General features: G+C 70.8%; 20 protein-coding genes and 1 pseudogene. 7 read left to right on the top strand and 14 right to left on the bottom strand.

The genetic code is table 11. From position 1 onward, the window contains the following. Positions 1-18: 18 nt before the first annotated feature. Complete coding sequence (locus KK087_RS15350; RefSeq protein ID WP_214566451.1) at positions 19-726, bottom strand: phosphatase PAP2 family protein; 708 nt, start codon at positions 724-726, stop codon at positions 19-21. 98 nt (positions 727-824) lie between these two features. Between KK087_RS15350 and poxB the strand changes: the two genes are divergently transcribed. Next, on the top strand, positions 825-2,549 hold the full coding sequence (gene poxB / locus KK087_RS15345; protein ID WP_214566449.1) for a ubiquinone-dependent pyruvate dehydrogenase: 1,725 nt from the start codon (positions 825-827) through the stop codon (positions 2,547-2,549). Between the two features lie 66 nt (positions 2,550-2,615). On the opposite strand, the gene KK087_RS15340 is transcribed toward poxB, so the two are convergent. Further along, entirely contained in the window at positions 2,616-3,299 is a 684-nt protein-coding gene (locus KK087_RS15340; protein WP_214566447.1) for an SDR family NAD(P)-dependent oxidoreductase, read from the bottom strand. A gap of 101 nt (positions 3,300-3,400) precedes the next feature. Between KK087_RS15340 and KK087_RS15335 the strand changes: the two genes are divergently transcribed. The 3 genes from KK087_RS15335 to KK087_RS15325 all read left to right on the top strand — a co-directional run bounded on the left by KK087_RS15335 (position 3,401) and on the right by KK087_RS15325 (position 5,829). Continuing rightward, on the top strand, positions 3,401-4,243 hold the full coding sequence (locus tag KK087_RS15335) for a helix-turn-helix transcriptional regulator (protein WP_214566446.1): 843 nt from the start codon (positions 3,401-3,403) through the stop codon (positions 4,241-4,243). Between the two features lie 267 nt (positions 4,244-4,510). Next, positions 4,511-5,308, top strand: coding sequence for an L-threonylcarbamoyladenylate synthase (locus tag KK087_RS15330; RefSeq protein WP_214566445.1), 798 nt, complete (start codon positions 4,511-4,513; stop codon positions 5,306-5,308). A gap of 20 nt (positions 5,309-5,328) precedes the next feature. After that, entirely contained in the window at positions 5,329-5,829 is a 501-nt protein-coding gene (locus KK087_RS15325; protein WP_307860098.1) for a hypothetical protein, read from the top strand. Positions 5,830-5,881: 52 nt separating this feature from the next. Here the strand turns inward: KK087_RS15325 and KK087_RS15320 are convergent, their stop codons facing one another. From KK087_RS15320 to KK087_RS15300, 5 genes and pseudogenes are all read right to left on the bottom strand, one after another. Then, entirely contained in the window at positions 5,882-6,301 is a 420-nt protein-coding gene (locus KK087_RS15320; RefSeq protein ID WP_214566444.1) for a Rid family hydrolase, read from the bottom strand. A 37-nt stretch (positions 6,302-6,338) separates the two neighbouring features. Continuing rightward, positions 6,339-6,422, bottom strand: a pseudogene (locus tag KK087_RS15315) (beta-ketoacyl-ACP reductase); the annotation flags it as partial. Between the two features lie 63 nt (positions 6,423-6,485). Further along, positions 6,486-6,785 (bottom strand): Dabb family protein, encoded by a 300-nt coding sequence (locus KK087_RS15310; RefSeq protein WP_214566443.1) that lies wholly within the window; start codon positions 6,783-6,785, stop codon positions 6,486-6,488. 49 nt (positions 6,786-6,834) lie between these two features. Continuing rightward, a complete protein-coding gene (locus tag KK087_RS15305; protein ID WP_214566442.1) occupies positions 6,835-7,722 on the bottom strand; it encodes an SDR family oxidoreductase in 888 nt (295 codons plus the stop codon). A gap of 144 nt (positions 7,723-7,866) precedes the next feature. After that, positions 7,867-8,598, bottom strand: coding sequence for a S1 family peptidase (locus tag KK087_RS15300; RefSeq protein WP_214566440.1), 732 nt, complete (start codon positions 8,596-8,598; stop codon positions 7,867-7,869). A 281-nt stretch (positions 8,599-8,879) separates the two neighbouring features. Here KK087_RS15300 and KK087_RS15295 point away from each other — a divergent pair, with 281 nt between their 5' ends. After that, entirely contained in the window at positions 8,880-9,386 is a 507-nt protein-coding gene (locus tag KK087_RS15295; RefSeq protein ID WP_214566439.1) for a helix-turn-helix domain-containing protein, read from the top strand. 35 nt (positions 9,387-9,421) lie between these two features. Next, on the top strand, positions 9,422-10,156 hold the full coding sequence (locus tag KK087_RS15290) for a GAF and ANTAR domain-containing protein (RefSeq protein WP_214566438.1): 735 nt from the start codon (positions 9,422-9,424) through the stop codon (positions 10,154-10,156). On the opposite strand, the gene KK087_RS15285 is transcribed toward KK087_RS15290, so the two are convergent. Genes KK087_RS15285 through KK087_RS15275 form a run of 3 tightly spaced genes read right to left on the bottom strand, consistent with a single transcriptional unit; the run spans position 10,153 to position 12,644 of the window. Further along, entirely contained in the window at positions 10,153-11,211 is a 1,059-nt protein-coding gene (locus KK087_RS15285; RefSeq protein ID WP_214566437.1) for a diacylglycerol/lipid kinase family protein, read from the bottom strand. The two genes, KK087_RS15290 and KK087_RS15285, sit on opposite strands and share 4 nt — an antisense overlap. Positions 11,212-11,260: 49 nt before the next feature. Beyond that, positions 11,261-11,437, bottom strand: a complete 177-nt coding sequence (locus KK087_RS15280) for a hypothetical protein (protein ID WP_181243008.1) — start codon at positions 11,435-11,437, stop codon at positions 11,261-11,263. A 55-nt stretch (positions 11,438-11,492) separates the two neighbouring features. Continuing rightward, a complete protein-coding gene (locus tag KK087_RS15275) occupies positions 11,493-12,644 on the bottom strand; it encodes a fatty acid desaturase family protein (RefSeq protein WP_214566436.1) in 1,152 nt (383 codons plus the stop codon). Positions 12,645-12,810: 166 nt separating this feature from the next. On the opposite strand from KK087_RS15275, the gene KK087_RS15270 reads away from it, so the two are divergent. Beyond that, positions 12,811-13,548, top strand: a complete 738-nt coding sequence (locus KK087_RS15270) for a GAF and ANTAR domain-containing protein (RefSeq protein ID WP_214566434.1) — start codon at positions 12,811-12,813, stop codon at positions 13,546-13,548. A gap of 7 nt (positions 13,549-13,555) precedes the next feature. On the opposite strand, the gene KK087_RS15265 is transcribed toward KK087_RS15270, so the two are convergent. The 4 genes from KK087_RS15265 to KK087_RS15250 all read right to left on the bottom strand — a co-directional run bounded on the left by KK087_RS15265 (position 13,556) and on the right by KK087_RS15250 (position 21,814). Continuing rightward, positions 13,556-16,357 carry an alpha/beta hydrolase gene (locus KK087_RS15265; protein WP_214566432.1) on the bottom strand — a complete coding sequence of 934 codons (2,802 nt, stop codon included), beginning with the start codon at positions 16,355-16,357 and terminating at the stop codon, positions 13,556-13,558. 304 nt (positions 16,358-16,661) lie between these two features. Further along, positions 16,662-17,879 (bottom strand): ice-binding family protein, encoded by a 1,218-nt coding sequence (locus tag KK087_RS15260; RefSeq protein WP_214566430.1) that lies wholly within the window; start codon positions 17,877-17,879, stop codon positions 16,662-16,664. 377 nt (positions 17,880-18,256) lie between these two features. Continuing rightward, positions 18,257-20,389, bottom strand: coding sequence for an Ig-like domain repeat protein (locus KK087_RS15255; RefSeq protein ID WP_214566428.1), 2,133 nt, complete (start codon positions 20,387-20,389; stop codon positions 18,257-18,259). A gap of 138 nt (positions 20,390-20,527) precedes the next feature. Beyond that, a complete protein-coding gene (locus KK087_RS15250; RefSeq protein WP_214566426.1) occupies positions 20,528-21,814 on the bottom strand; it encodes a HupE/UreJ family protein in 1,287 nt (428 codons plus the stop codon). Positions 21,815-21,971: the final 157 nt, after the last annotated feature.

The raw sequence follows: 21,971 nt of genomic DNA, 5'->3' as shown, positions 1-21,971 counted from the left end.
GCCCCAACCCGCCCGGCGTCAGCCCCGCCCCGGCCGCAGGAACGGCACCCGCGGCATGAGCCAGTCGACCCACACCACCCGCACCCCCGGCGCCACGGCGAGCGCCCACAGGATCGAGGCAGCGGCGTCGGTCGGGTAGTGGACCGCGTCGATCGACACCGCGAAGAACACGATCACGATGGCCACGACCCCGAGCGTCAGGGCGAGCCGGTGCCACCGGGTCTCGCGGAGCAGCCAGATCAGGGCGACCACGAACGCCGTGATGTAGACCGTGTGCCCGCTCGGGTACCCCGGGTCGGGCTGCACGGGGAACGGGTGCGGCAGCACGGCGACGTCGGGCCGGGCGCGGTGCACGATCTCCTTCACGATCGCGGACGGCACCCACGTGATCGCGATGGTCCCGCCGAACGCCAGGGCCGGCCGCAGGTCGCGTGTCCGCCACCAGATCACGGCGACGACGACGACCGTGATGCCGATCGCCGGCGCCGGACTGATCACGTGGTAGACCGCCGTGCTGAACGCCCCGATGAACCCGGTGTGCAGCGCGTTGAGGGCCTTCGACAGCCCGAGGTCCACCGTGCCGAGGGTGAACCCGACGATGGTGATGACGACGACCGCGATGACGGCGATCGCCACCGAGACGAGCGGGTACGGCGAGCGCTCGAGGATCCCGTCCGCGGCGGGCTCCCGTCGGCGGGGACGGAGGAGCGGCGCGTCGTCGGTCATCCGGCCATCGTCGCAGCCCGAGTTCGACATGCAGGGGCGAGCGAGCCTCACGATCATCCGAATGCGTTCAGCGCAGCGGTCGCGAGTAGACAGGACGCATGCCCACCGTTGCCGAGAACATCGTCGCCACCCTCCGCGCCAACGACATCCACCGGGTCTACGGTCTGCCCGGGGACTCCCTGAACGGCTTCACCGACGCCCTGCGCAAGGACGGCACGATGCGGTGGGAGCACGTCCGTCACGAGGAAGCGGCCGCGTTCGCCGCCTCTGCCGAAGCCGCCCTGACCGGTGACCTGACCGTCTGCGCCGGCAGCTGCGGACCCGGCAACCTCCACCTCATCAACGGCCTGTACGACGCGAACCGTTCGCGGGTGCCGGTGCTGGCGATCGCCGCGCACATCCCCACGGCGGAGATCGGGTCCGGCTACTTCCAGGAGACCCACCCGCAGGAGCTGTTCCGCGAGTGCTCCGTCTACGTCGAGTACGTCGCCGACCCGGTGCAGATGCCCCGCCTGCTCGAGATCGCCATGCGTGAGGCGATCGAGAAGCGCGGTGTCGCCGTGCTCGTGATCCCGGGCGACGTCCTGCTCGCCGAGGCGAAGGACGACCGCGTCACCCGCATCGAGCGGACGACCCCGCGGATCGTGCCGAGCGAGACGGAGCTGCAGCGCACCGCCGACCTGCTGAACGGCGTCGACCGGATCACGATCCTGGCCGGAGCCGGGGTCGCGGACGCCCACGACGAGGTCGTCGCCCTGGCCGAGCGACTGCAGGCCCCGATCGTGCACGCGCTGCGCGGCAAGGAGTACATCGAGTACGACAACCCCTACGACGTCGGCATGACGGGGCTGCTCGGCTTCGCCTCCGGCTACCGCGCCATGGAGGACGCCGACGTCGTGCTCATGCTCGGCACGGACTTCCCCTACCAGCAGTTCTTCCCCGCGAAGGCGAAGCACGTGCAGGTCGACATCCGCGGCTCGCAGCTCGGCCGGCGCCACCCGGTCGACATCGGCATGGTCGGCACCGTGAAGGACACCGCCCTCGCGCTCCTCCCGCTGCTGACCGGGTCGCACCCGACGAAGCACCTCGAGGACTCGCTGAAGCACTACCGGAAGACCCGCGAGAAGCTCGACGACCTGGCGGTCCCCGCCGGCAAGAAGAAGCCCCTGCACCCGCAGTACGTCGCCCGGGTGCTCGACCGGCTCGCCGCCGAGGACGCCGTCTTCATCCCCGACGTCGGCTCCCCCGTCGTCTGGGCCTCGCGCTACCTCACGATGAACGGCAAGCGCCGGCTGATCGGCTCGTTCGTGCACGGCACGATGGCGAACGCCGTCCCGCAGGCGATCGGTGCGCAGACGGCGTTCCCGGACCGGCAGGTGATCGCGCTGGCCGGCGACGGCGGCCTGACGATGCTCCTCGGCGAGCTCATCACGATCGTGCAGAACAAGCTGCCGGTGAAGATCGTCGTGTTCGACAACTCGTCGCTCAACTTCGTCGAGCTCGAGATGAAGGCCGCCGGCTTCGTCAACTACGGCACCGAGCTCCAGAACCCGGACTTCGCCGCCGTCGCCGAGGCGATCGGCATCAAGGGGTTCAAGGTCGACGTGTCCGACGACTTCGAGGACGCGATGGCCGCCGCGCTCGCGCACGACGGTCCCGCGCTCGTGTCGGTCCGCGCGAACCGTCAGGAGCTCTCCATGCCCCCGGCGGTCACGCTCGAGCAGGCGAAGGGCTTCACGCTCTACGCCATCCGCACGGTGCTGTCGGGTCGCGGCGACGAGCTGCTGGACCTTGCTTCCACGAACGCGCGCCAGCTGCTGTAGACGCGACCAGACGACGGCCTGGAGGCTCGTGGCAGCGCCGCCACGAGCCTCCCGGCCGTCACGGCGTCACCACCCGAGCGTCTGGCCGTCCTCCAGGAACACGCCGGTGGGGCCCTCCGGGCCCGCGCTCGCGGCGGCCGCGATCGTCGCGGCGCTGACCTCCACGGGGCGACCGTGCGGGTTCGGCATGCCACCGAACTCGGTGGCCGTGTAGCCGGGCTCGATCGCGACGAAGTGCACCTCGGGCACGACGCGTGCGTACTGCACCGTCAGCATCGAGACGGCTGCCTTCGACGCGCCGTAGACCACGGCCGGCACGGTGAACGCTGGCTTCGACGGGTCGTGGGTGGCGGTGAAGGAGCCGAGCGCACTCGACAGGTTCACCACGATCGGGTTGGCGGAACGACGCAGGAGCGGCAGCGCGGCCTCGGTCGCGCGGATGGTGCCGACGGCGTTCGTGTCGAAGACGGCGAGCGCCTCGGGCCCGCTCTGCCCCCACACGGCGATGCCGGCGTTGTTGACCAGCACGTCGAGTCCGCCGTTCGCGTCGACGTGGGCGAAGGCCGCGGCGACCGAGTCGTCGTCGCGGACGTCGAGCTGGACGGAGCGGGCGCCGATCTCGGCGGCGACCGCTGCGCCCTGTTCGGCGTCACGTGCGCCGATCCAGACGGTGTGGCGCGCCTCGACGAGCTGGCGGGCGGTTTCCTTGCCGAGGCCGCGGGTGGCCCCGGTGATGAGTGTCGTTGTCATGGTTCCAGCGTCACGCTCGGCGGCGACCGCAGGGAGTCGCCCCGTTGTCGTAGGACCGGCAGGGCCAGGACCCGGTCGCCCGTCGCGCGCAGACTGGGGACATGGCGGACACGGACTTCGGGCACACCCTGCGGCGGCTGCGCGACCACGTCTCCCCCGAGGCGGCGGGCGTGGTCGTCGGGCCGCGTCGGCGTGCGGCCGGTCTGCGGCGTGAGGAGCTGGCCGGCCTCGCGGGGATCTCGGCCGACTACCTGACCCGGCTCGAGCAGGGGCGGGCGACCTCGCCGTCCGCCCAGGTGGTCGAGGCGCTCGTGCGGGCGTTGCGGGTCGCCGATGCCGACCGTGAGCTGCTCTACAGGCTCGCCGGGCACGCGGTCCCCGGTGTCGACGTGGTGCCGTCGCGGATCCCGCCGAGCGTGCAGCGGCTGCTCGACCGGCTGGCGGACACCCCCGTCGCGGTGCTCGACGCCGCGGGGAACCTGCTCGTCGCCAACGCCCCGTACGACGCGCTGATGGGGCCGATCGGGGCGCTGCGTGGGAACGACCGGAACACCGCGTGGCGACACCTGGTCGGATCCGGCAGCCGCGCCGTGCACACGCCCGAGGAGCAGGCGGCGTTCGAGGCGAACCTGGTGGCGGGGCTCCGGATGACCGTGGCTCGCTACCCGCTCGACCGTCAGCTGCAGCAGCTCGTGCGGGACCTTCGGGCGGCGAGCCCGCGCTTCGTCGAGCTGTGGGACTCGGGCGCGACGGCGCTCGGCGAGACCGCTCGGCGGAAGGTCATCGACCACCCGGACGTCGGGCTGATCACGCTCGACTGCGACACCCTGGTCGTCGGGCCGGAGGACCTGCGGATCCTGGCGTACACGGCCGAGCCCGGATCGGTGGACGCGGAGCGGCTGGCCCTGGCGATCGTGGTGGGGACGCAGTCGTTGGTGGAGTGATGCGGAGGCGGGCCGGCGGCGTCGGCGTCCGGCGTCCGGGGCGTCGCACAACCAAAGTGACCTCGAACCGCGCGACCACGTGGCGCGGAGGCGGTTTGGTTGTGCGCGGCTCAGCGCCGACCAGCCGCGGTCGTTCGCTGCGAGCCCGCCTGAACCCTTCGGAGAAGGCCCACAGGTGGCGTCCGCCGCCCTTGTCCGGCTCCCCCGGCGTCCATAGGCTCCCGCTGTCAGACGATCGTCTGGCGTACGAGCGGAACGAGGACGGGCATGAACGACGACACGCAGGTCAGCATGAACCGGGTGCACTGGGCCGGCGGTGTCCCCCGCAGTGCGGTGGATGCCCTGCTGCACGACGGCGGGCTGGCGGTGGTCCCCACCAAGGTCGGCTACATCCTGATGACCTCGGACCGCGCGGGCCTCGAGCGCAAGTTCGACGCGAAGGAACGCAACCGCAACAAGCCCGGCGTCGTGCTCGTGAGCTCGCTCGAGATGCTCCGGAGCATCGCGCAGCTCACCCCCGAGATCGACGCCCTGTACCAGCGGTGCTGGGACGAGGACATCCTGCTCGGGTGCATCCTGCCCTGGAGTGACGAGGGTCGAGCGGCGCTGCCGACGGACGGCTCGGACGAACTCATGATGGACACCCGCGGCACGTCCTGCTTCGTCATCAGGTTCGGCGTCCCCGGTGAGCTCGCCGCCCGCGAGCTCTGGACCGAGCACGGCAAGTTCGCCTTCGCGAGCTCGGCCAACCCGTCGGGCACCGGCAACCGTGGCGTGGTCGACGGCATCGGCGAGCGCATCGCCGAGCGTGCCGACGTGATCGTCGAGGCCGACGACTACGTCGCGTCCATCCAGCCGGAGAAGAGCATCCAGACCCGCTACGAGCAGGGCGTCATGGTGTCGATGGTCGACAGCACGGGAGCCCTGATCCCGGCGCAGGACGGACAGCGCTCGATCACTCCCGCACCGACGCTCATCCGCAAGGGGCTCGACGTCGACCGGATCATGGGGCTGCTGGCCGACACCTTCACCAGCTGGGACTACCGGCAGGGTGAGTACTACTGAGCCCGCACGAGAGGACTTCTGTGGGCCGGAAGCGGCTGTCGCGTGAGGACGCTTCGAGCCGCATCACGGCGTTCGTGTACGGCAACATCGTGATCCTCGCCACGATCGCACCCATGGTCCCGGACACCGCCGAGAGCGGTCGGGGGCTCTGGTACGTCCTCGCCACCGCGTTCTCGACCTTCCTCGCGCACACATTCGCCGAATCGGTCGGACGACGTGCGCGGAGCGACCACCGCCTCACCGGGGAGACCGTCCGCGCCGAGCTGCGAGATTCGCTGCCCATCCTCACCTCCGGTTTCCTGCCGGCTGCCGTCCTCGCCTACGCCTGGCTGACCGGCACGTCCGGGCTCGCGGCCGAGATCATCGCGATCGCGTACCTCGTGGTCCGGCTCGCCCTCCTCGGGCCCGTCGTGGCCAGGCTCCGCGGGGAGAACCCGTCCCCGCGGACGTTCGTGGCCGGTCTCGTCCTCGCGCTCGTCGGTGTCGGCATCGCGCTGGTCAAAGCGGGTCCGGGCTTCTGAGGCGAGCGTGTGCGGGAGCGCGGGAGCGCGGGAACCTCGACGCCTCGCGCCGTCACGTGGCCTGGCCGTCGGCGACGGCCGCGACGGCTTCGATCTCGACCAGCTGGTCGTCGTAGCCGAGCACCGTGACCCCGAGCAGGGTGCTCGGCACGTCGTGCGCGCCGAAGGCATCGCGCACCACCTGCCATGCGGTGACGAGGTCGGCCTGCCGCGAGGACGCCACGAGCACCCGGGTGCTCACGACGTCCTCGATGGACGCACCTGCGGCACGCAGCGCCTCCTGCATCGTCTCGATGCACCGGGCAGCCTGGCCCGCGTAGTCGCCGACCGCGACGGTCGACCCGTCCGGGGCCAGCGGGCAGGCCCCGGCGAGGAACACGAGCCGGGTCCCGGTCGGCACGGTGGACGCGTAGGCGTACTGCGCCACGTCGCTCAGGACGTCGGACCGGATGAGACGGACTGCGCTGGCCATGCCCGTCATCCTGCCAGCGGACCCGGAGCGTTCGGCGTCAGGCTCCGGCACCACCGTCCACGGGAACGATCGCCCCGGTGACCATCGACGCGCGATCGCTGAGCAGCCAGGCGGCGACCTCGGCGACCTCAGGTCCGTTCCTAGACGCCCGAGCAGTCCGCGGTGCCGGATTCGGCCCCGGCGGTCAGTCGGCGTCCTCGACGTCGAACACGACGACCCGCGCGCTCGCCCCGCCGATGAACTCGGCCACCGGCCGGTGCTCCGGGTGCGGCAGGTACCCGGCGAGCGCCGCACGATCGCGGAACCGGACCACGAGCATCCAGTGGAACCCGCCCTCCAACCCCTCGGTGCTCACGCTCGTGCCGGACTGCACCGAATCGACCCCCTCGATCCGCGGCAGGTGCTCTCGCGACAGGGCCGACCCCTGGGACGACCGGTCCTCCCCGTCCCACTCGACCAGCACGGTGTGCGTCACTCCGGACACGTGGTCCCCTTCCTCGAACGCCAGAACGCCAGAACGCAAGAACCGGCGATCAGAACGCCGGCGTCCCGCCCGCGATCGTGATCGTCGACCCCGACTGGTAGCTCGACTCCGGGCTGACCAGGTGCACGTAGGCGGCACCGAGCTCCGCGGGCTGTCCGGGACGGCCGAACGGCGAGCTCTCACCGAAGTGCGACACCGTCTCGGCGTCGTCGGAACCCGGCTGCAGCGGCGTCCACACCGGCCCCGGCGCGACGGAGTTCACACGGATGCCCTTCGGCGCGAGCTGCTGCGCGACGGCCTCGGTGAAGAGCTTGATCGCGCCCTTCGACACGGCGTAGTCGATCTTGTCCGGCGAGGGCGTCGACGCCTGGATCGAACCGGTGGTCACGATGGTCGACCCGGGCTCGAGGTGCGGCACCGCGGCCTTGGTCAGCCAGAACAGCGAGTAGATGTTGGTCTTGAAGGTGGAGTCGAACATCGAGGTGTCGAGCGTGAGGATGTCCTCGTTGCTCTCCATTCGGCCCGCGACCATGACCAGGGTGTCGAGGCCGCCGAACTCGTCGACGCCCTTCTGCACCAGGTCCTGGCAGTACTGCTCGTCGGAGATGTCCCCGGGGAACAGCACGGCCCGACGACCTTCGGACTCGAGCAGGTCGCGGACCTGTTCGGCGTCATCCTGCTCGTCCGGCAGGTACGACAGCACCAGGTCCGCGCCTTCACGCGACAGGGCGATGGCGGCGGCACGGCCGATGCCGGAGTCGGCACCGGTGACGATGCCGCGGTACCCCTTCAGGCGTCCGAGCCCTGTGTAGCTCTCCTCGCCGTGGTCGGGCTTCGGGTCCATCTTCCACGCGGCACCGGGCAGCGACTGCTCCTGCTTCGGGTACGGCGGTGCCGGGTAGAGGGTGTTCGGATCGCGCTTCTCGTACTGGCTCATGGCCCCACTGTCGTCGCAGCGCCCGCACGGGCGCTCAGCTGGTGGGTGACGGACGCCGAACAGGCGAGCAACGCCCTGGAGACGGGTGGGACGGACTGGAGGCGCGGTGCCAGCTGGCCCCGCGCCTCCAGTCCGTCAGGTGGTTCAGACGCCGGCCGTGGTCCGGATCCAGGACGAGGCCTGCGACAGCAGGGCGTAGTTCGAGCCGGCCCTGGTGTTCGCGCCGGGGTCGGCGCTGTCGCCGGTGGAGCAGACGGCGACGACCTTGCCGTTGACGAGCAGCGGGCCGCCCGAGTCGCCGTGGTTCGAGGCACCGGTCACGCCGGTGAGGTGCTGGGCACGACCGCCGAAGGCGTCGGTGCTCGCGCCGGTGAGCGAGACGGTGGCCTGGTAGAGGCCGTCGGACCGGGTCGCGTTGGCGCGCAGGCCGTAGCCCTGGATGGTGCCGGTGCCGCTCGACTTGGCGGTCGCGGTGAGGTCGAGGGGTGCGTAGGTGGACAGCGAGTAGGCGGTCCGCAGGTGCACGAGCGCGATGTCACCCGCCGGCGAGGCGCTGACGCGGTCGACGGCGACGGCCGTGCCGCGGTTGACGGTGGAGTTCGAGTGGTAGACGTTCATCGCACCGATGCCGTCGATGCAGTGCCGGGCGGTGAGGATCCACGAGGCGTTGAGCTGCTCGCCGGTGCAGGTGCTGACGTAGCCGGAGGGGATGCTCCCGCCGGAGGCTTCGAGCTGCACCGCCCACGAGGTGGTGGGGGCCTTCTCGCCGCCGACGACCTTCGTGCTGACGGGCAGCGCGGACGCGGGCGAAGCGGCGAACACGCCGGCGGTGATGACGGCGACCGCGGCGAACGCGGCTGCGATGGACTTCTTCATGACGACTCCTCTGTCGGTGAAGCACCTGCCAGTTGCTCTGTGCAACTGATGCGTCATCCTGACCCCCTGTCCAGGGGTCGCACCAGTCCGCACTTCGACGGACACATGCACCGCTCGCTCGCAGCCGGCCGGGGTACACTCTGCGGGCAACTCAGTTGCCCGGTACCGTCTCCCACGCATCTTGCGGCACCTCCTCCCCATGGTGCGCAGAGGCCGATCCCATCTCCCTTCTCACGTCTCTCCCCGACGCTCGCGCCGTACTCGTCCAGTACTGGGCGCACGTGTCATCGCACGTCGAGTTCATCCTCGCCCACCCGGTCGGTGGCACCGATGCCGCTCGCGTCGCCGCCTCGGAGTACCTCGAAGCGGCCGCGGAGCTCGTTCCGCAGGAGCTCCGGCCCGACCACGGTGACTCGCAGCATCCCCGAACGGTCCGTCGAGCCGTGGCGTACATCCGGGCGAACCTGCGCCGTCCGCTCGCCGCCGACGAGATCGCGGCGGCTGCCGGGGTCTCGCCACGCGCCCTGCAGCTGGTCTTCCAGCGCTCGCTCGGGACGAGCCCGCTGCGGTACGTCCGCGATGCGCGGCTCGCCGGCGCCCACGCCGAACTGCTGACCGACCAGTCGACGTCGATCGGGGAGATCGCCGCGCGCTGGTGCTTCACGAACCAGGGCCGGTTCAGCGCCGCCTACCGTGAGCGGTACGGCGAGACGCCGAGGGAGACCCGGCAACGAGTCGCCGACGCGCACGAACCGGCGACCGTGGACACTGTGGCGCTTCCTGGCTGAGAACTGCGCCATCTGTCTGGTCGTAGGTTCGGGCCATGACCACGACCGAGGCACATCGAGGTGAGGACCGCTTCGAGCGGATGTCCGCGGGCCTGCACGGCGTCCTGGAGCCACAACTCGAGGTCCTCGATGCGATGGACCGAGTGGTCGCGGCGTGCGTCGAGTTCACCTCGGCGACGGAGGCGGGGATCGTCCTCGGCGATCCGTCCGGGACCCTGCACGTGATCGCCTCGACGAGCGAGCGCACCAGCGACGCGGAAGAGGCGCAGCTCGGCACGAGCGAGGGATCGTGTCTGGACTGCTTCCAGACGGGGAAGACGATCGACGTCCCGGACGTGGCGACCCGCGAGTCCGCGTGGCCGACATTCTCCGAGACCATGCGCGAGCGGGGCCTCCGCGGCACGTTCGCCGAGCCGGTCCGACTGCGGGGCAACGTGATCGGATGCCTCTGCCTCTTCGCGGAGCACACCGACGGGCACGACGACGGTGACGTCGTCCTGATCCAACTGCTCGCCGACGCCGCGTCCGCCGCCCTGGTGCGGCAGCGGAACGGCAGCCAGACCCGCACGTTCCAGGAACAGATCGACGACGCGATCGAGGCGCGGGTGCTCGTCGAGCAGGCGAAGGGGGCGCTCTCCTACCGGCGCGGCATCCAGATCGACGAGGCCTTCCAGATCCTGCGACGCGCCGCGCACGGGGCCGGCCGCGGGATGCGGGCGATGGCCGAGGACGTCGTGCGGCACGGTGCCGATCTCGGGACGACCGCCTAGGAGACGACCCCGGGTCGCTGGCCCGGGCGGTCGCGCCGACCCCGCCGACTGCGTCCCTCGTGTCGCTCTCGTCCGTCGGACGGGGTGCGCAGCGTGAGGCCGTGGTGGTCGGTGGTCAGGGTCACCGCGGTCACCTCGCCGAAGGCGTCGCCGTCGAGCTGCACACGCTCCGGGGTGTCGACGGTCAGGTGCAGGGTGCGCGCGCGGGTGTAGCGGAGCGCACGCGACGTCGGCAGCACCCGCGCCAGGAGTCGCCCCAACCCGGTGCGCGAGTAGAACCGGTTCAGGGTGAGGGCGTACCCCACCTTGGTCCACCCGAACCATCCGGCGGGCCGGAACGCCACCGCGTCGAGCAGGCCGTCGTCCGGTTCCGCGGCGGGGAGCAACAGGACGCCGGCGGTGAGGGTGCCGCAGTTCCCGACGATGATCGTGTGCGCGCTCATGTCGCGCAGTGCCCCCTGGTCGATCCGGTAGTGCACCGGGATCTGACGGTTGCCGATGATCGAGCGGGCGATGGGGTCGGAGTAGGCGACCCACCCGAACCGCTTCTTCACCCAGGCGTTGGTGTCGGCCGCCATGCTGGCGTCGAGCCCGATGCCCGTCATCACGAGGAACGCGTGGGACGTGGTGGCACCCGATGCATCGGTGAGGTCGGCGAGCCCGACGTCGATCGGACGGTCGGTGCCGGTGAAGCCCGCTCGGACCGAGCGCACCAGGTCGCCGAGGGGCAGCCCGAGGTTCCGTGCGAACAGGTTCCCGGTGCCGCTGGGGACGAGCGCCACCGGCGTGCCGGTGCCGCGGAGCTCCTCGGCGACGACCCGGAGCGTGCCGTCCCCGCCGGCCACGAGCACCACCGCCGGGGACGAGTCACGGGCGGCCCGGGCCGCGGCACGTCCGTCGTCGTCGGCGCTCGTCTCGAACCAGAGCGACTCGGCCCAGCCGTGTGCACGCTCCTCGGCGCCGAGCACTGCACGGAGACGGGCCTGGTCGATCTTGGTCGGGTTCACGACCACCGCAGCTCGCAGCTGGCCGGGTTCGTTCGGGGGCGTCAGCATGCGGTCGGTACGGGGATTCCTGCTGGTGGTGCGCTTCGCCAGTGGCGGACTAGTTGGTCCGGCCGGCGTTGCGGGCCTTGTTGCCGCTGCGGCGGACGGCGCCGAAGACGATCGTGCCGAGCAGCAGGACGATGCCGATGATGCCGAGCCAGAGCAGGCCCTGCAGGGCGAAGCCGACGATGGACAGGACTGCCCAGAGGACGACGAGGACGATGACGGTCTTCACTGTGGTGGTTCCTTCGGTGGGTGTGGTGCGTGCGGGGTCGGGCGGGCGGCGCGTGTCAGTGGATCCGGAGCTCGGTCACCATGGGGCAGACGAAGGGGTCGCGGGCGGCGAGGCCGACGCGGTTGAGGTACCGGACGACGATGCCGTAGGAACGCAGCAGCGTGGTCTCGGTGTACGGCACGTCGAGGGTGTCGCAGTGGTCACGCACGAGCAGCCGGGCCTGCTTCAGCGCCGGACGCGGCATCGACGGGAACAGGTGGTGCTCGACCTGGTAGTTCAGCCCACCCATCAGGAACGACACCCACCAGCCGCCACGGATGTTGCGCGACGTGCGCACCTGGCGGGAGAAGAAGTCGACCTTCGCATCGTGGGCGATGGTCGGCATGCCCTTGTGGTTCAGGGCGAACGAGGCACCCATCATCACGCCGAACACGGCCAGCTGCACCCCGAGGAACGCACACGCCATCCCGAACGGCAGGAACCAGAACACCACCGTCAGGTAGATCGCGAACCGCGCCACCAGCAGGATGCCCTCGAGGACCCGCCCCCGGACGTCGCTGCGGCCGCCCGTCCCGCGGAGCACCGACATGACGGCAGCGCGGTGCAGGTTGATGCCCTCGAGCGTGAGCAACGGGAAGAACAACCAGCCCTGGTACTGCACGAACAGCCGGAGCGGCCCGTTCTTCACGGCGGCGGCGTCCTCCGGCAGGAACCGGATCGCGTCCGGGGCGATGTCGGGGTCCTTGCCGACCGTGTTCGGGTTGCCGTGGTGACGGGTGTGCTTGTTCATCCACCACGAGTAGCTGAGCCCCACCAGGAACGTGCCGAGCCAGCGGCCCGCACGGTCGTTCCACTTCTGGGACTCGAACACCTGACGGTGCGCGGCTTCGTGCGACAGGAACGCGAACTGCGTGAACAGCACGCCCAGCGCACCCGCCACGATCAGCTGGAACCACGAGTCACCCAGGAACGCGAACGCGACCCAGCACGCCGCCGTCGCGACGATGAGCGCCGAGAACAGTGCCCAGTAGAACCCCCGACGGCGGCGCAGCAGGCCGGCTTCCTTCACCTGCGCGAGCAGCGCGGAGTACGACGAGGTGCCGCCGGTCCGCGGTCCGGCTGGGGAACCGGTCTTCCGGTAGCCGCCGGCGAGGGGGGTGGAACTGGTCTGTCGCTGTGGGCTGGTACCGGCGTGCTGCGTGGTCATGGATTCCCTGGTCGTCAACGGAATGGAAGAACGTTCCGGCGGCCGGGGTCTGGGGCTGCTGCTCCAACGCTAGAGCCGCCGCGCTCCTGGGTGCAAGCTACAGGTCCGCGTGTCCGCTGCTCGGCTACGGTTGTCCCGCCTGCTCGACGGAAGGACCGTTCCCCACATGACCGAGGTACGCGAAGCACGACTGGTCGAGACGTTCGTGACCCTCACCGACAGCCTCGTCGCCGACTACGACGTGGTCGACGTCCTGCAGACGCTGGTCGACCGGGCCGTCGAGCTGTTCGACGCCGCCGCGGGTGCCATCCACCTGCTCGACAAGCAGGACGAACTGCGGGTCGTCGCGTCGACCAGCGAGCGGAGCAGCTTCATCGGACTGCTCCAGCTCAACGCCGGCGAGGGGCCGTGCATCACCGCCGTCACCACCGGCCGGCTGGTGACGTCGGAGAGCGCCGACGACCTGCGGCAGCACTGGCCACGGTTCGCCGAGGCGTCCCGGGCGCGCGGTTACGCGGGCGTCCACGCCATCCCGCTCCGGCTGCGGGACACCACCGTCGGGTCGTTGAACCTGTTCCGCGAGACGGAGGGGGCGCTGAACGGCGCCGATGCCCGAGCCGCCCAGGCCCTCGCCGACGTCGCGACCATCAGCCTGTTGCAGCAGCGGACCCTCGAGCACGCGACCCTCACCGCGGAGCAGCTGCAGCGCGCGCTCGACAGCCGGGTCACCATCGAGCAGGCCAAGGGGTACCTCGCACGCGCAGCCGGGGTCGACGTCGAGGAGGCCTTCGGCATGATCCGTCGCTACGCCCGTGCCAACCAGCGCTCCCTGAGCCAGGTCGCCGCCGCCGTGGCCCGCGACGAGGTCCCGCTCGCAGACCTCGCGACGAACGGGACCTCCTGACCCGCGGCTACTTCGTCGTCGTGAAGGTGCCCCGGGCCCGCTGGTCGGAGCCGTAGCCCCGGGCGTGCACCACGTGCGAGCCGGGTGCCAGCGCCGCCACGGCCTTCGTGATCTTCAGGCGGACCTTGCCGTCGGCACCTGCCGTCGTGCGGGTGGCCCGACCGCCGTCGATGCTGACGGTGACCGACTCGCCGGCGCGGAACCCCGTCGCCGAGATCGCGACCTTGGCACCCTTCCGAGCGCTCGTCGGCGTCACCGCGATGCTCGTGCGGGTCGCCTGGGCCTCGGCGCACGCGTCCCCCGGGGTGCCGACTGCCGGAGCGGGAGTCGAAGCACGGCCGTTCACGCTGCGCACGCCGTCGTCCTCGCGGATGCGCATCGTGCCGATCGAGTCGCCGATCACCGAACCGCCCTGGGTGTTGCTGAGCGTCATCGCGTAGTCCGACGTCCGCGAGAACGACGGGGTGCGGTCACCGTTCACCGAGACGGCGACCGCGCGGCAGACCTCACCGGGCTGGAACGTGACGGGCTGCATCGCCGGACGGATGCGGTTGTCGTAGGCCTGGTCGAGGTCGAAGTACACCGTCGTGGCCTGTTCGGCCGGCCGGGAGAGCACGACCGCTGCCCGGACCACCGTGCGGGTGCGGCCCTCGTCCACGAACCGGTCGGCGATGCGGGCGGTGGGACGGTTCGTGACCACCGGGGTGCCGAGGGTCGCGGCGGGCACGAGCGACAGGTCGCTCAGCAGGACCCCGCCGTTCTTCTGCGGGACGTCGATCGTGACCTCGCGCACGGACGCCAGGTCGATGCCGGCGAACGCGTCGAGCGGGATGCGCGCCTGCTGCAGGATCGTCTTGCGCGGGGCCATGCGGGTGCCGGGGAGCAGCTGTCCGGCACGGCTGGTGTCGGACACGCGTCGGGTCGCCACGGCGCCGGTCGCGTCGCGGAGGGTGATCGAGACGTCGGCGTTCGTCGTCGCCGTGTCGTCCGGGGTGAGGCGGAGCGACAGTGCCTGGAACCCGGTGAAGCCACCGGCTGCCGGGGCCACCGGGACGTGCACCTGACCGCCCGTCGCCGCAGCCGTCGGCGAGACGTGCAGGGCCGGGGTGGCCGGCACCGAGGACGCCAGGTACGCCGGCGTGTAGTCCGGGGCGTTGGACGAGATCGAGACGCACGCCGGAAGGCTCTGCTTCGCGGGCAGGCCGTCGGTGCTCGCGCAGGTCGTCGCCGTCAGGGCGCCGGTGGTGGTGATCGCCGGGTCCGCCGAGGCGAACAGGGCGAGGTCGCGTCGGCTCGCGCCGGGCTGCGAGGCGGTCACCCGGACGTCGGCCGAGCCCAGGGCGGCCGGCTGGCGGTTCGTGCCGTCGAACATCGGCAGGAACTGCTGCTCACCGTCCAGGGTCAGCCGGAAGAAGCCGCTGATCAGGCTCGTGCCGACGGCGTACTGCTGGTCGGACGACAGTCGAGTGGTCCGCTTCCCCCTGGCGCCGCAGACGGCGTCGGACTCGTCGTACCAGTCGTCCGACGACGCCTTCGCGTACTTGCCCGGGGTCCACGTCGTGTTGAAGAAGTTGTGGTTCGCACCCATCACCAGGACCGAGGAGCGCAGCACGTCGTCCCCGAAGGCGGTGCGGGAGTCGTCGTAGAAGTGCTGGCCCTGCAGGTCGGACACGTCGCCGTCGCAGTACGGCAGGACCACGGCGGTGTTCGTGTCCGGCAGGGTCATCCGACCGAAGTCGGTCGGCGCCAGGGGCAGGACCGCACGGATGCCGAAGGGGCTGGTGCGCTGCATGTTGAGCAGGGCCGCTCGGACCACGCCGTCACCGCCGCGCGAGTGCCCCATGAGTCCGACGTGCTGCAGGTCGAGCTTGCCCGTGAGCAGCGGCGAGAGCCGGGGCTCCTGTCCGGCGTCGGCGCGCTGGAGCAGGCTGAGGTGGTCGAGGACGAGCTGCCCTCGGGCCACGGCTCCACCGTCGTCTGAGTAGCTGCCGTCGAGGGCGTTGATCGCGTTCGCGGAGATCGACACGACGACGTTGCCGTGGCTCGCGAGGGCGGTCGCCGCGGCGTTGTAGCCGAGGTAGCTCGGGATGTCGGTCTGACCCTTCCCACACGGCCACGCCTTCGGGTTGGAGGTACCGCCGTAGCAGGCCTCGTGGCGGCCGTGCAGGAACACCACGACCGGACGCTTGCCCGGGGCGTCCTTCGGCACGAAGACCGCGGCACGCATCTCGCCCTTGCGACCGAAGCCCTTGATCGTCTCGGCCTCGTTGCCGAGGTCGTAGTCGGCGCGGGTCACGGCGTACTGGCCCGTGGATGCCGGATCGTCGGTCAGGGGTGCCGGGGCCTCGCGCGGCACCGCCGTCTGCGGCGCGGTCGCCGCCTGGCGGTTGCCCTGCAGGTCCGTCTCGCCAGTCCATCCGAGTTCGACGCTGCGGGCGTCGGCGACCGTGGGGTCGGTCGTCGTGACCGTCAGCTGTCGCTGGTCGAGGCTGGTCTGCGCGACACCGATGTCCGTGCCGTCGACGAGCAGGACCGGTGCCGCCGCCCGGATCGGCAGGGGCTCGGCGAGGGTCAGGACGACCGTGTACCCACCGTCGGCCGGCGTGACCGTCCAGTCGTCGCCCTGCGCGATCGGCGTGCCCGGCGTCGTGATCGTGGTCGTCCCCGTCGCGGGGGTCGACCCGTTGCCCGGTGCTGCGGTCGCGGGCAGTGCCGCGATCGTGCCGGAGACGGCGAGCGCCCCGGCGATGAGTGTCGAACACGCGATCTGCAGCGCGATGGTGGAACGGCGTCTCGGCGAACGGTTCACGTCGGATCTCCCCTGGTGCGGTGGGCATGCGCCACCGCACGCTCCGTCGCCAACAGTAGGGAGCGCGCCGCTCGCCACGGATCACCCTGGAGGATGACGTGGACGCTCAGTCCCTGAGGGTCCTCACGGGTGCGACGACGGGCGTTGGTCCTCGACGAGCCGGGAGGCGCGTGGCACGTCGTCGAAGCCGCAGTCCGTTGGCGTGTTCACGGGCGTTCGGGCACGTGGGCCGACCGCAAGGCCGGTGACGGCACGCAGACGGCCCCGCGACCAGGGTCGCGGGGCCGTCGATCGTACGGGTGGGTCAGATGCGGCCGGCGGTGCGGCGACGACGGAGCAGGACCAGGAGCGTGGCACCTGCTGCGAGCAGCGCGGCGGCGATGCTCAGCGGGACGGTCGGGTCCGAACCGGTGAACGCGAGCTGGCCGGTGGGCTGGTCGGTTCCACCGCTACCGCTACCGCCACCGCCGGCGCCTACGGGGCCGCTCGGGGTGTCGGTGGGCACCACTGCGGGTGCCGTCGGGGTGGGTGTCGCGGTGGGCACCGGTGCCGGGGCGCGGACCGTGATGGTCACCGTCTGGGTGTCGTCCGGGCTGGTGCCGTTCGACGCGGTGATCGTCACGGTGGACGTGCCCGGGGTGGTCGGGGTACCGGAGATGACGCCCGTGGTGCTGTCGATCGTCAGGCCGTCGGGCAGGCCCGTGGCGGTGAAGGTCGGGTTCGGGGTGCCGGTCGCGGTGACGGTGGACGAGTAGGGCACGTCCACGGTGCCGTCGGCCGGGTTGCCCGAGGTGATGGTCGGCGACTCCGACGGGGTGCCCGGTGCGGGGCAGCCGGCCGAGGCGGTGATCGTGTTGGTGTCGAGGGTGACCGCGCCGGTGCGGGCCAGCAGTCGACCCTGCACGGTCGCGCCGGTGGTGGCGGTCACGGACTGCTGCGCCAGGACGGTGCCCTGGAACTGTGCGCCGGTGCCGACGGTGGCGGAGCTGCCGACCTGCCAGAAGACGTTGCACGAGCTGGCACCGCCGGTGATGAGGATCTGGCTGGCGGACCCGATGGTCAGGGTCGACGCCGCCTGGAACACCCACACGGAGTCGGCACTGCCGGCGAGGGTCAGCGCGCCGTTGTTCGCGAGCGCGAGGGCGCCGCCGGAGTACACGCCGGGAGAGAGCGAGAGGCCGTTGAGCTCGGTCAGTCCGGTCTGGGTCGGGGAGAGCGACGCCGCGACGTTGTACGCCGTGGTGGTGTCGCGCTGCGCCTGTGCTGCGGCGGCGTCGGTCTGGTGGACCGTGCCGTTCACGACGCCGTTCGGTGCGCCACCGAAGCCGGTGATGGAGGTCCCGGGCGAGACGCCGAGGTCACCGTTGACCACGGAGGGGCCGGTGTTCGTGACCGCGCTCGCGCCGAGGACGCCGTAGGTCGACGCCGTGCCGAGGTTGACCGGACCGTCGATGACCGTGGCGGCGGATGCTCCGCCCCCGGTCCCGAGGGTGATCAGTGCGGCGACGGCAGCCGCGGACACGACCAGGAGGGAACTGCGTCTGGGATGGCGAGCCTGCATGGTCCGACCGCTTCCTGCAAGGAGAGGCGGGGTGACGTCGGCGACGAGCGCGCATTCTCGGAGACTCGAAGTATGCGCTTCTCCACAGCCAGAACCTAGGAATGTCTGCACATCCGGTCAAAGCCTGGCAAACGGCCTGGTTCGCAGGCAGAACGGGGGCGGCAGGCGCATGCTCAGCACAGGTTGACCGGTCGCTCGCACCAGCGACGGCCGGGAGGGAGTTCGGGTCTCCCGTCAGCCGGTGCGGCGTCTGTCCTCGGGTTGGCCAGACGTCCACCCCCGCACCACGGCGAAGGGCCCCGCGATCGAGATCGCGGGGCCCTTGCTGGTGCCGGGTGCTACTTGATGACGACCGTGACGGTCGGGCTGGTGCTCGTGGTGAGCTCCGAGGTCCCGGCGAAGACGGCGTGCAGGGTGTGCGTGCCCTTCTTCAGCGGGAGCTTCGAGGTGACCACGCCGTCCTCCACCGTGACGGTGGCGAGGCGCTTCGAGCCCTGGTAGATCCGGGCGGTGCCGTCGACGCTGAAGCCGGTGGCCTTCACCTGGACGGTCGCCTTGCCACCGCTGTACTTGATGGCGGTGCGCGACGGGGCCTTCTCGACGGTGACCGTCATGGCCTTCGCCGTCTTCGAGTTCGTCCCCGAGTAGACCGGGTCCGCGTTGACGAAGGAGGCCGTGACCGCGTGCTTGCCGATGGCGAGCGTGCTCGGCAGCGTCATGCTGGCCGCGCCGTCCTTCACCGGGGCGGTGCCGAGGACCTTGCTGCCGTCCTTGAACGTCACCGTGCCCTGCTGGGTGCCGATGCCACCGGCGATGGTCGCGGTGACCTTGGCCGGCTTCGCGGTGCGGTAGGTCTGCTCGGCGGCCGACGCGGTGAGCGTGGTGGTGGTCGTCGGCAGCGTGGCGTGCAGGTCGAACTTGTCGACCGTCGAACCGATCGCGGCCGGGTCGGCCGTGGCCGTCGGCTGGAGGGTCACGCCGCAGGTGTCGACCTTGCCGTGCTGCACGGCCGAGTTGAGCGTGGTGCAGTCGCTGGCGCGGATGTTCTCGACGGCGAGCTTGTCGTCGGTGACCGACACCTTCACGAAGGTGCGGACGTGCTCCTGGTTCTCGACCGAGTTGGCGAAGTGACGCTGACCGGTGGGGTCGAGCGGGTCCGCGCCGTAGCCCTGGGTGGCGTCCGGGGTGGTGAGGTCGTAGTACTTCGAGCCGGAGGCCGAGTTCGCCGTCATGTAGATGACGCCGCCGGGGCCGGAGAAGACCTCGGGAGCAGCGGGCTGCTCGTTGACGTTGGCCTTCTTGCCGTTCTTGATCGCGTAGCTGCGCGAGTAGGAGTGGTCGTGGCCCTGCAGGACGAGGTCGACACCCATGTCCGAGAACGAACGCGTGAAGTCGAACCGGCGCTGCTGGTTGTCACGGTCGTTCGCGTGGTCGGCGGGCGAGTAGATCGAGTGGTGGTAGACCAGCGTGGTCCACTTCGCGTCGTCGCCGTGGCGGTTGATGACGTCGCGCACGTAGTTCACGTGGGCCCCGTCCGAACCGGCCGAGTAGGCGTTCGAGTTGATGTCGATGAACAGGACGCCCTTGTACATGTACCAGTAGTCGCCACCCGAGTTCGCGGTGGAGTTGCCGCCCGGGTAGAAGTCCGGCACCTTGAGGGAGTTCGGCACCTGGTTGTGCTGCTCGTAGGCCTTGCCGCCCACGTCGTGGTTGCCGATCGTCGAGGCCCAGGGGTAGCGCTTGAGCACGTCGCTGCTGTCGGCGAAGGCACCCCACTCGTACTCGTTGTTGGCGTGCTCGACCTGGTCGCCACCGGAGACCAGGAGTTCGGCGTCCGGCTCGGTCGACGTGGCGTACTTCAGCGTGTCGGCCCAGCCCGCACCGTCGTCGTCGGTGAAGCCCGACGACCCGATCTGCGGGTCACCGAAGAACAGGAAGTCGAAGTCGCCGGAGAAGCTCTTCGTGGTGAAGGTGTACGACGCGGACCAGGCCGAGCCGTCCGCCGCGCCGACGTGGTACGTGTACGACGTGTTCGGCTCGAGGTCCGAGATCGTCGCGTGCGCGTTGATGTAGCCCGACTCGGCGGCGATGCCCTCGATGTTCCGGGTGTTCGAGTCGGTCGTGCTCGTGTCGGCGGCGGTGTTCGCGGCCTTCGACGCGGCGATCGTCTTCTTGGCGTCCGTGAAGACGCCGTCGGTCATCGACGCGGTCTTCTGGATCTCGAGCGACTGCGCGACGTTCGTGGGGAAGTACCACGAGGCGATGCGCTGGCTCTCGGTCGCGCCGACGCCGAGCAGGATGTGGATCGGGCCACCGGTCGAGATGTTCGTGGTGGGGGTGTTCGTCGCCGCGGTGGCGGCGCTCGTGCCGACCATCGAGGCACCGGCGATGAGCGCGGCCCCGAGGACGGCTCCGCAGACGCGGAGGGTGGTGGTTCTGCGCCGGGTAGGGGCGCCGGACAGGAGACTCATGTGGGTCCGTTTCTCAGACGTGGGATGGTGCAGCACGGGAGACTCTGCATGCACTGCAAAACTTCTTGGTAAACGCTGAGTGACAACTCGTCGCTGTTCAGGCACGAACGCCGGTTGTCAGCTGGCACGCGGGGATCGTCAGCCCGCGGCTATCCGTTCCACGAACCAGATCATCCCCATCACGAACACCCCGGCGGTCACCGCTCCCGTCACCCAGAGCGACACCCGGTGTGCCTTCCGCCGCAGCAGGGAGAGCGGCGGGAACACGATGACGATGATCGCGAGCTGCACGGCCTCGATGCCGACGTTGAAGATGAGCAGCGACACGAGCAGCTGCCACGAGAACGCCTCGTGGATGCCGAGCGCCCCGGCGAACCCGAGCCCGTGGATGAGTCCGAAGGCGAAGACGACGGCCAGGCGGGTCCAGCCGGCCCGGTCGAGCGAGAAGTGCCCGTGCTCGGCGACGACCAGTTCGTCCGCCCGCGACCGACGGCGCCACAGCCGCCACAGGTACCAGCCGGCGACCGCGGCGATCGACAGCGCGATGAGCGGCTCGACGACGATCGCCGGCGGGCTCACGACCCCGAGTGCGGCGAGGATGAACGTGATCGAGTGCGCGATCGTGAAGGCGGACGCGGTGTACACGACCTCGCGCAGGCGCCGGGACCCGGCGATGAGCGCGACGAGGAACAGGATGTGGTCGATCCCGAACAGCAGGTGCTCGGCGCCGAGGCGGAAGAACTCCCAGAAGCGCTCGCCCGCCGACTGCTCGGTGGAGAACGACCGCTGCGAGGCATCGAGGGTGGCCGACCCCTCCCGGTCGTCGACGTCGTACGTGACGATCGTCTTCGTGTCGCGCACGAAGGTCTCGTCGTCGGGGAACAGCTCCGACGACACCACGTGTCCGGACTGCGTCTCCGACGGTTCCGGGCAGGTGAAGTCCGCGGTCACCTGGGCGTAGGGCACCTCGTCCTGCATGTCGACCGTGACGGTGTCGTCGAGCGTGCCCGTGCAGGCCTGTCCGCCGGCGCCGGTCACCGTGAACCGGTCGAAGACGTACTTCCCGATCGCGTCGGTGTGCGCTTCGGCAGCCGAGACCATGCCGGGGAAGTCACCGTCGTCCCAGGCCTTCTGTCCCTGCTCGTGCAGCGCGTCGTCGTCCTCACTCGTCGCGACGGAGACGAGCATCAGGTCGTACTCGAGCCCGAGCTTCGCCTGCACGGTGGTCGGCTCGGTCGAGGTGACGTCCGCGTAGACGACCGAGCTGAAGCCGTGCGCGGACGCCGGCGACGCTCCCGCCAGCACGCCGATCACGACCACCGCGAACAGCGCGAGGGCGGCGACGGCCCGTGCGACGAACGCGAACAGGAGGGAGGAGCGGGCAGGGCGGGCGCGCAGGAGCGCGGCGGTGGTTCCGGAGGGCACGCGCAGACGATCCGGCTCGCAGGCGACCGGCAGGTGAACAACCGGTGACCGGCAACGGGACGGGTGTTGGACAGGTCCCCCGACCGGCCCGGAGCGGCCCTCGGGCGTGCTTCCATGGTCCCGATCGTCGCGGCCGTGTGCCGCCCCCGCTCGCCCC

Origin of the sequence: Curtobacterium aurantiacum, assembly GCF_018598555.1 — a bacterium.
Taxonomy (GTDB): Bacteria; Actinomycetota; Actinomycetes; order Actinomycetales; family Microbacteriaceae; genus Curtobacterium; species Curtobacterium aurantiacum.
The sequence above is the reverse complement of the archived record's forward strand: the minus strand, read 5'-3'. Positions and strand labels throughout refer to the sequence as shown.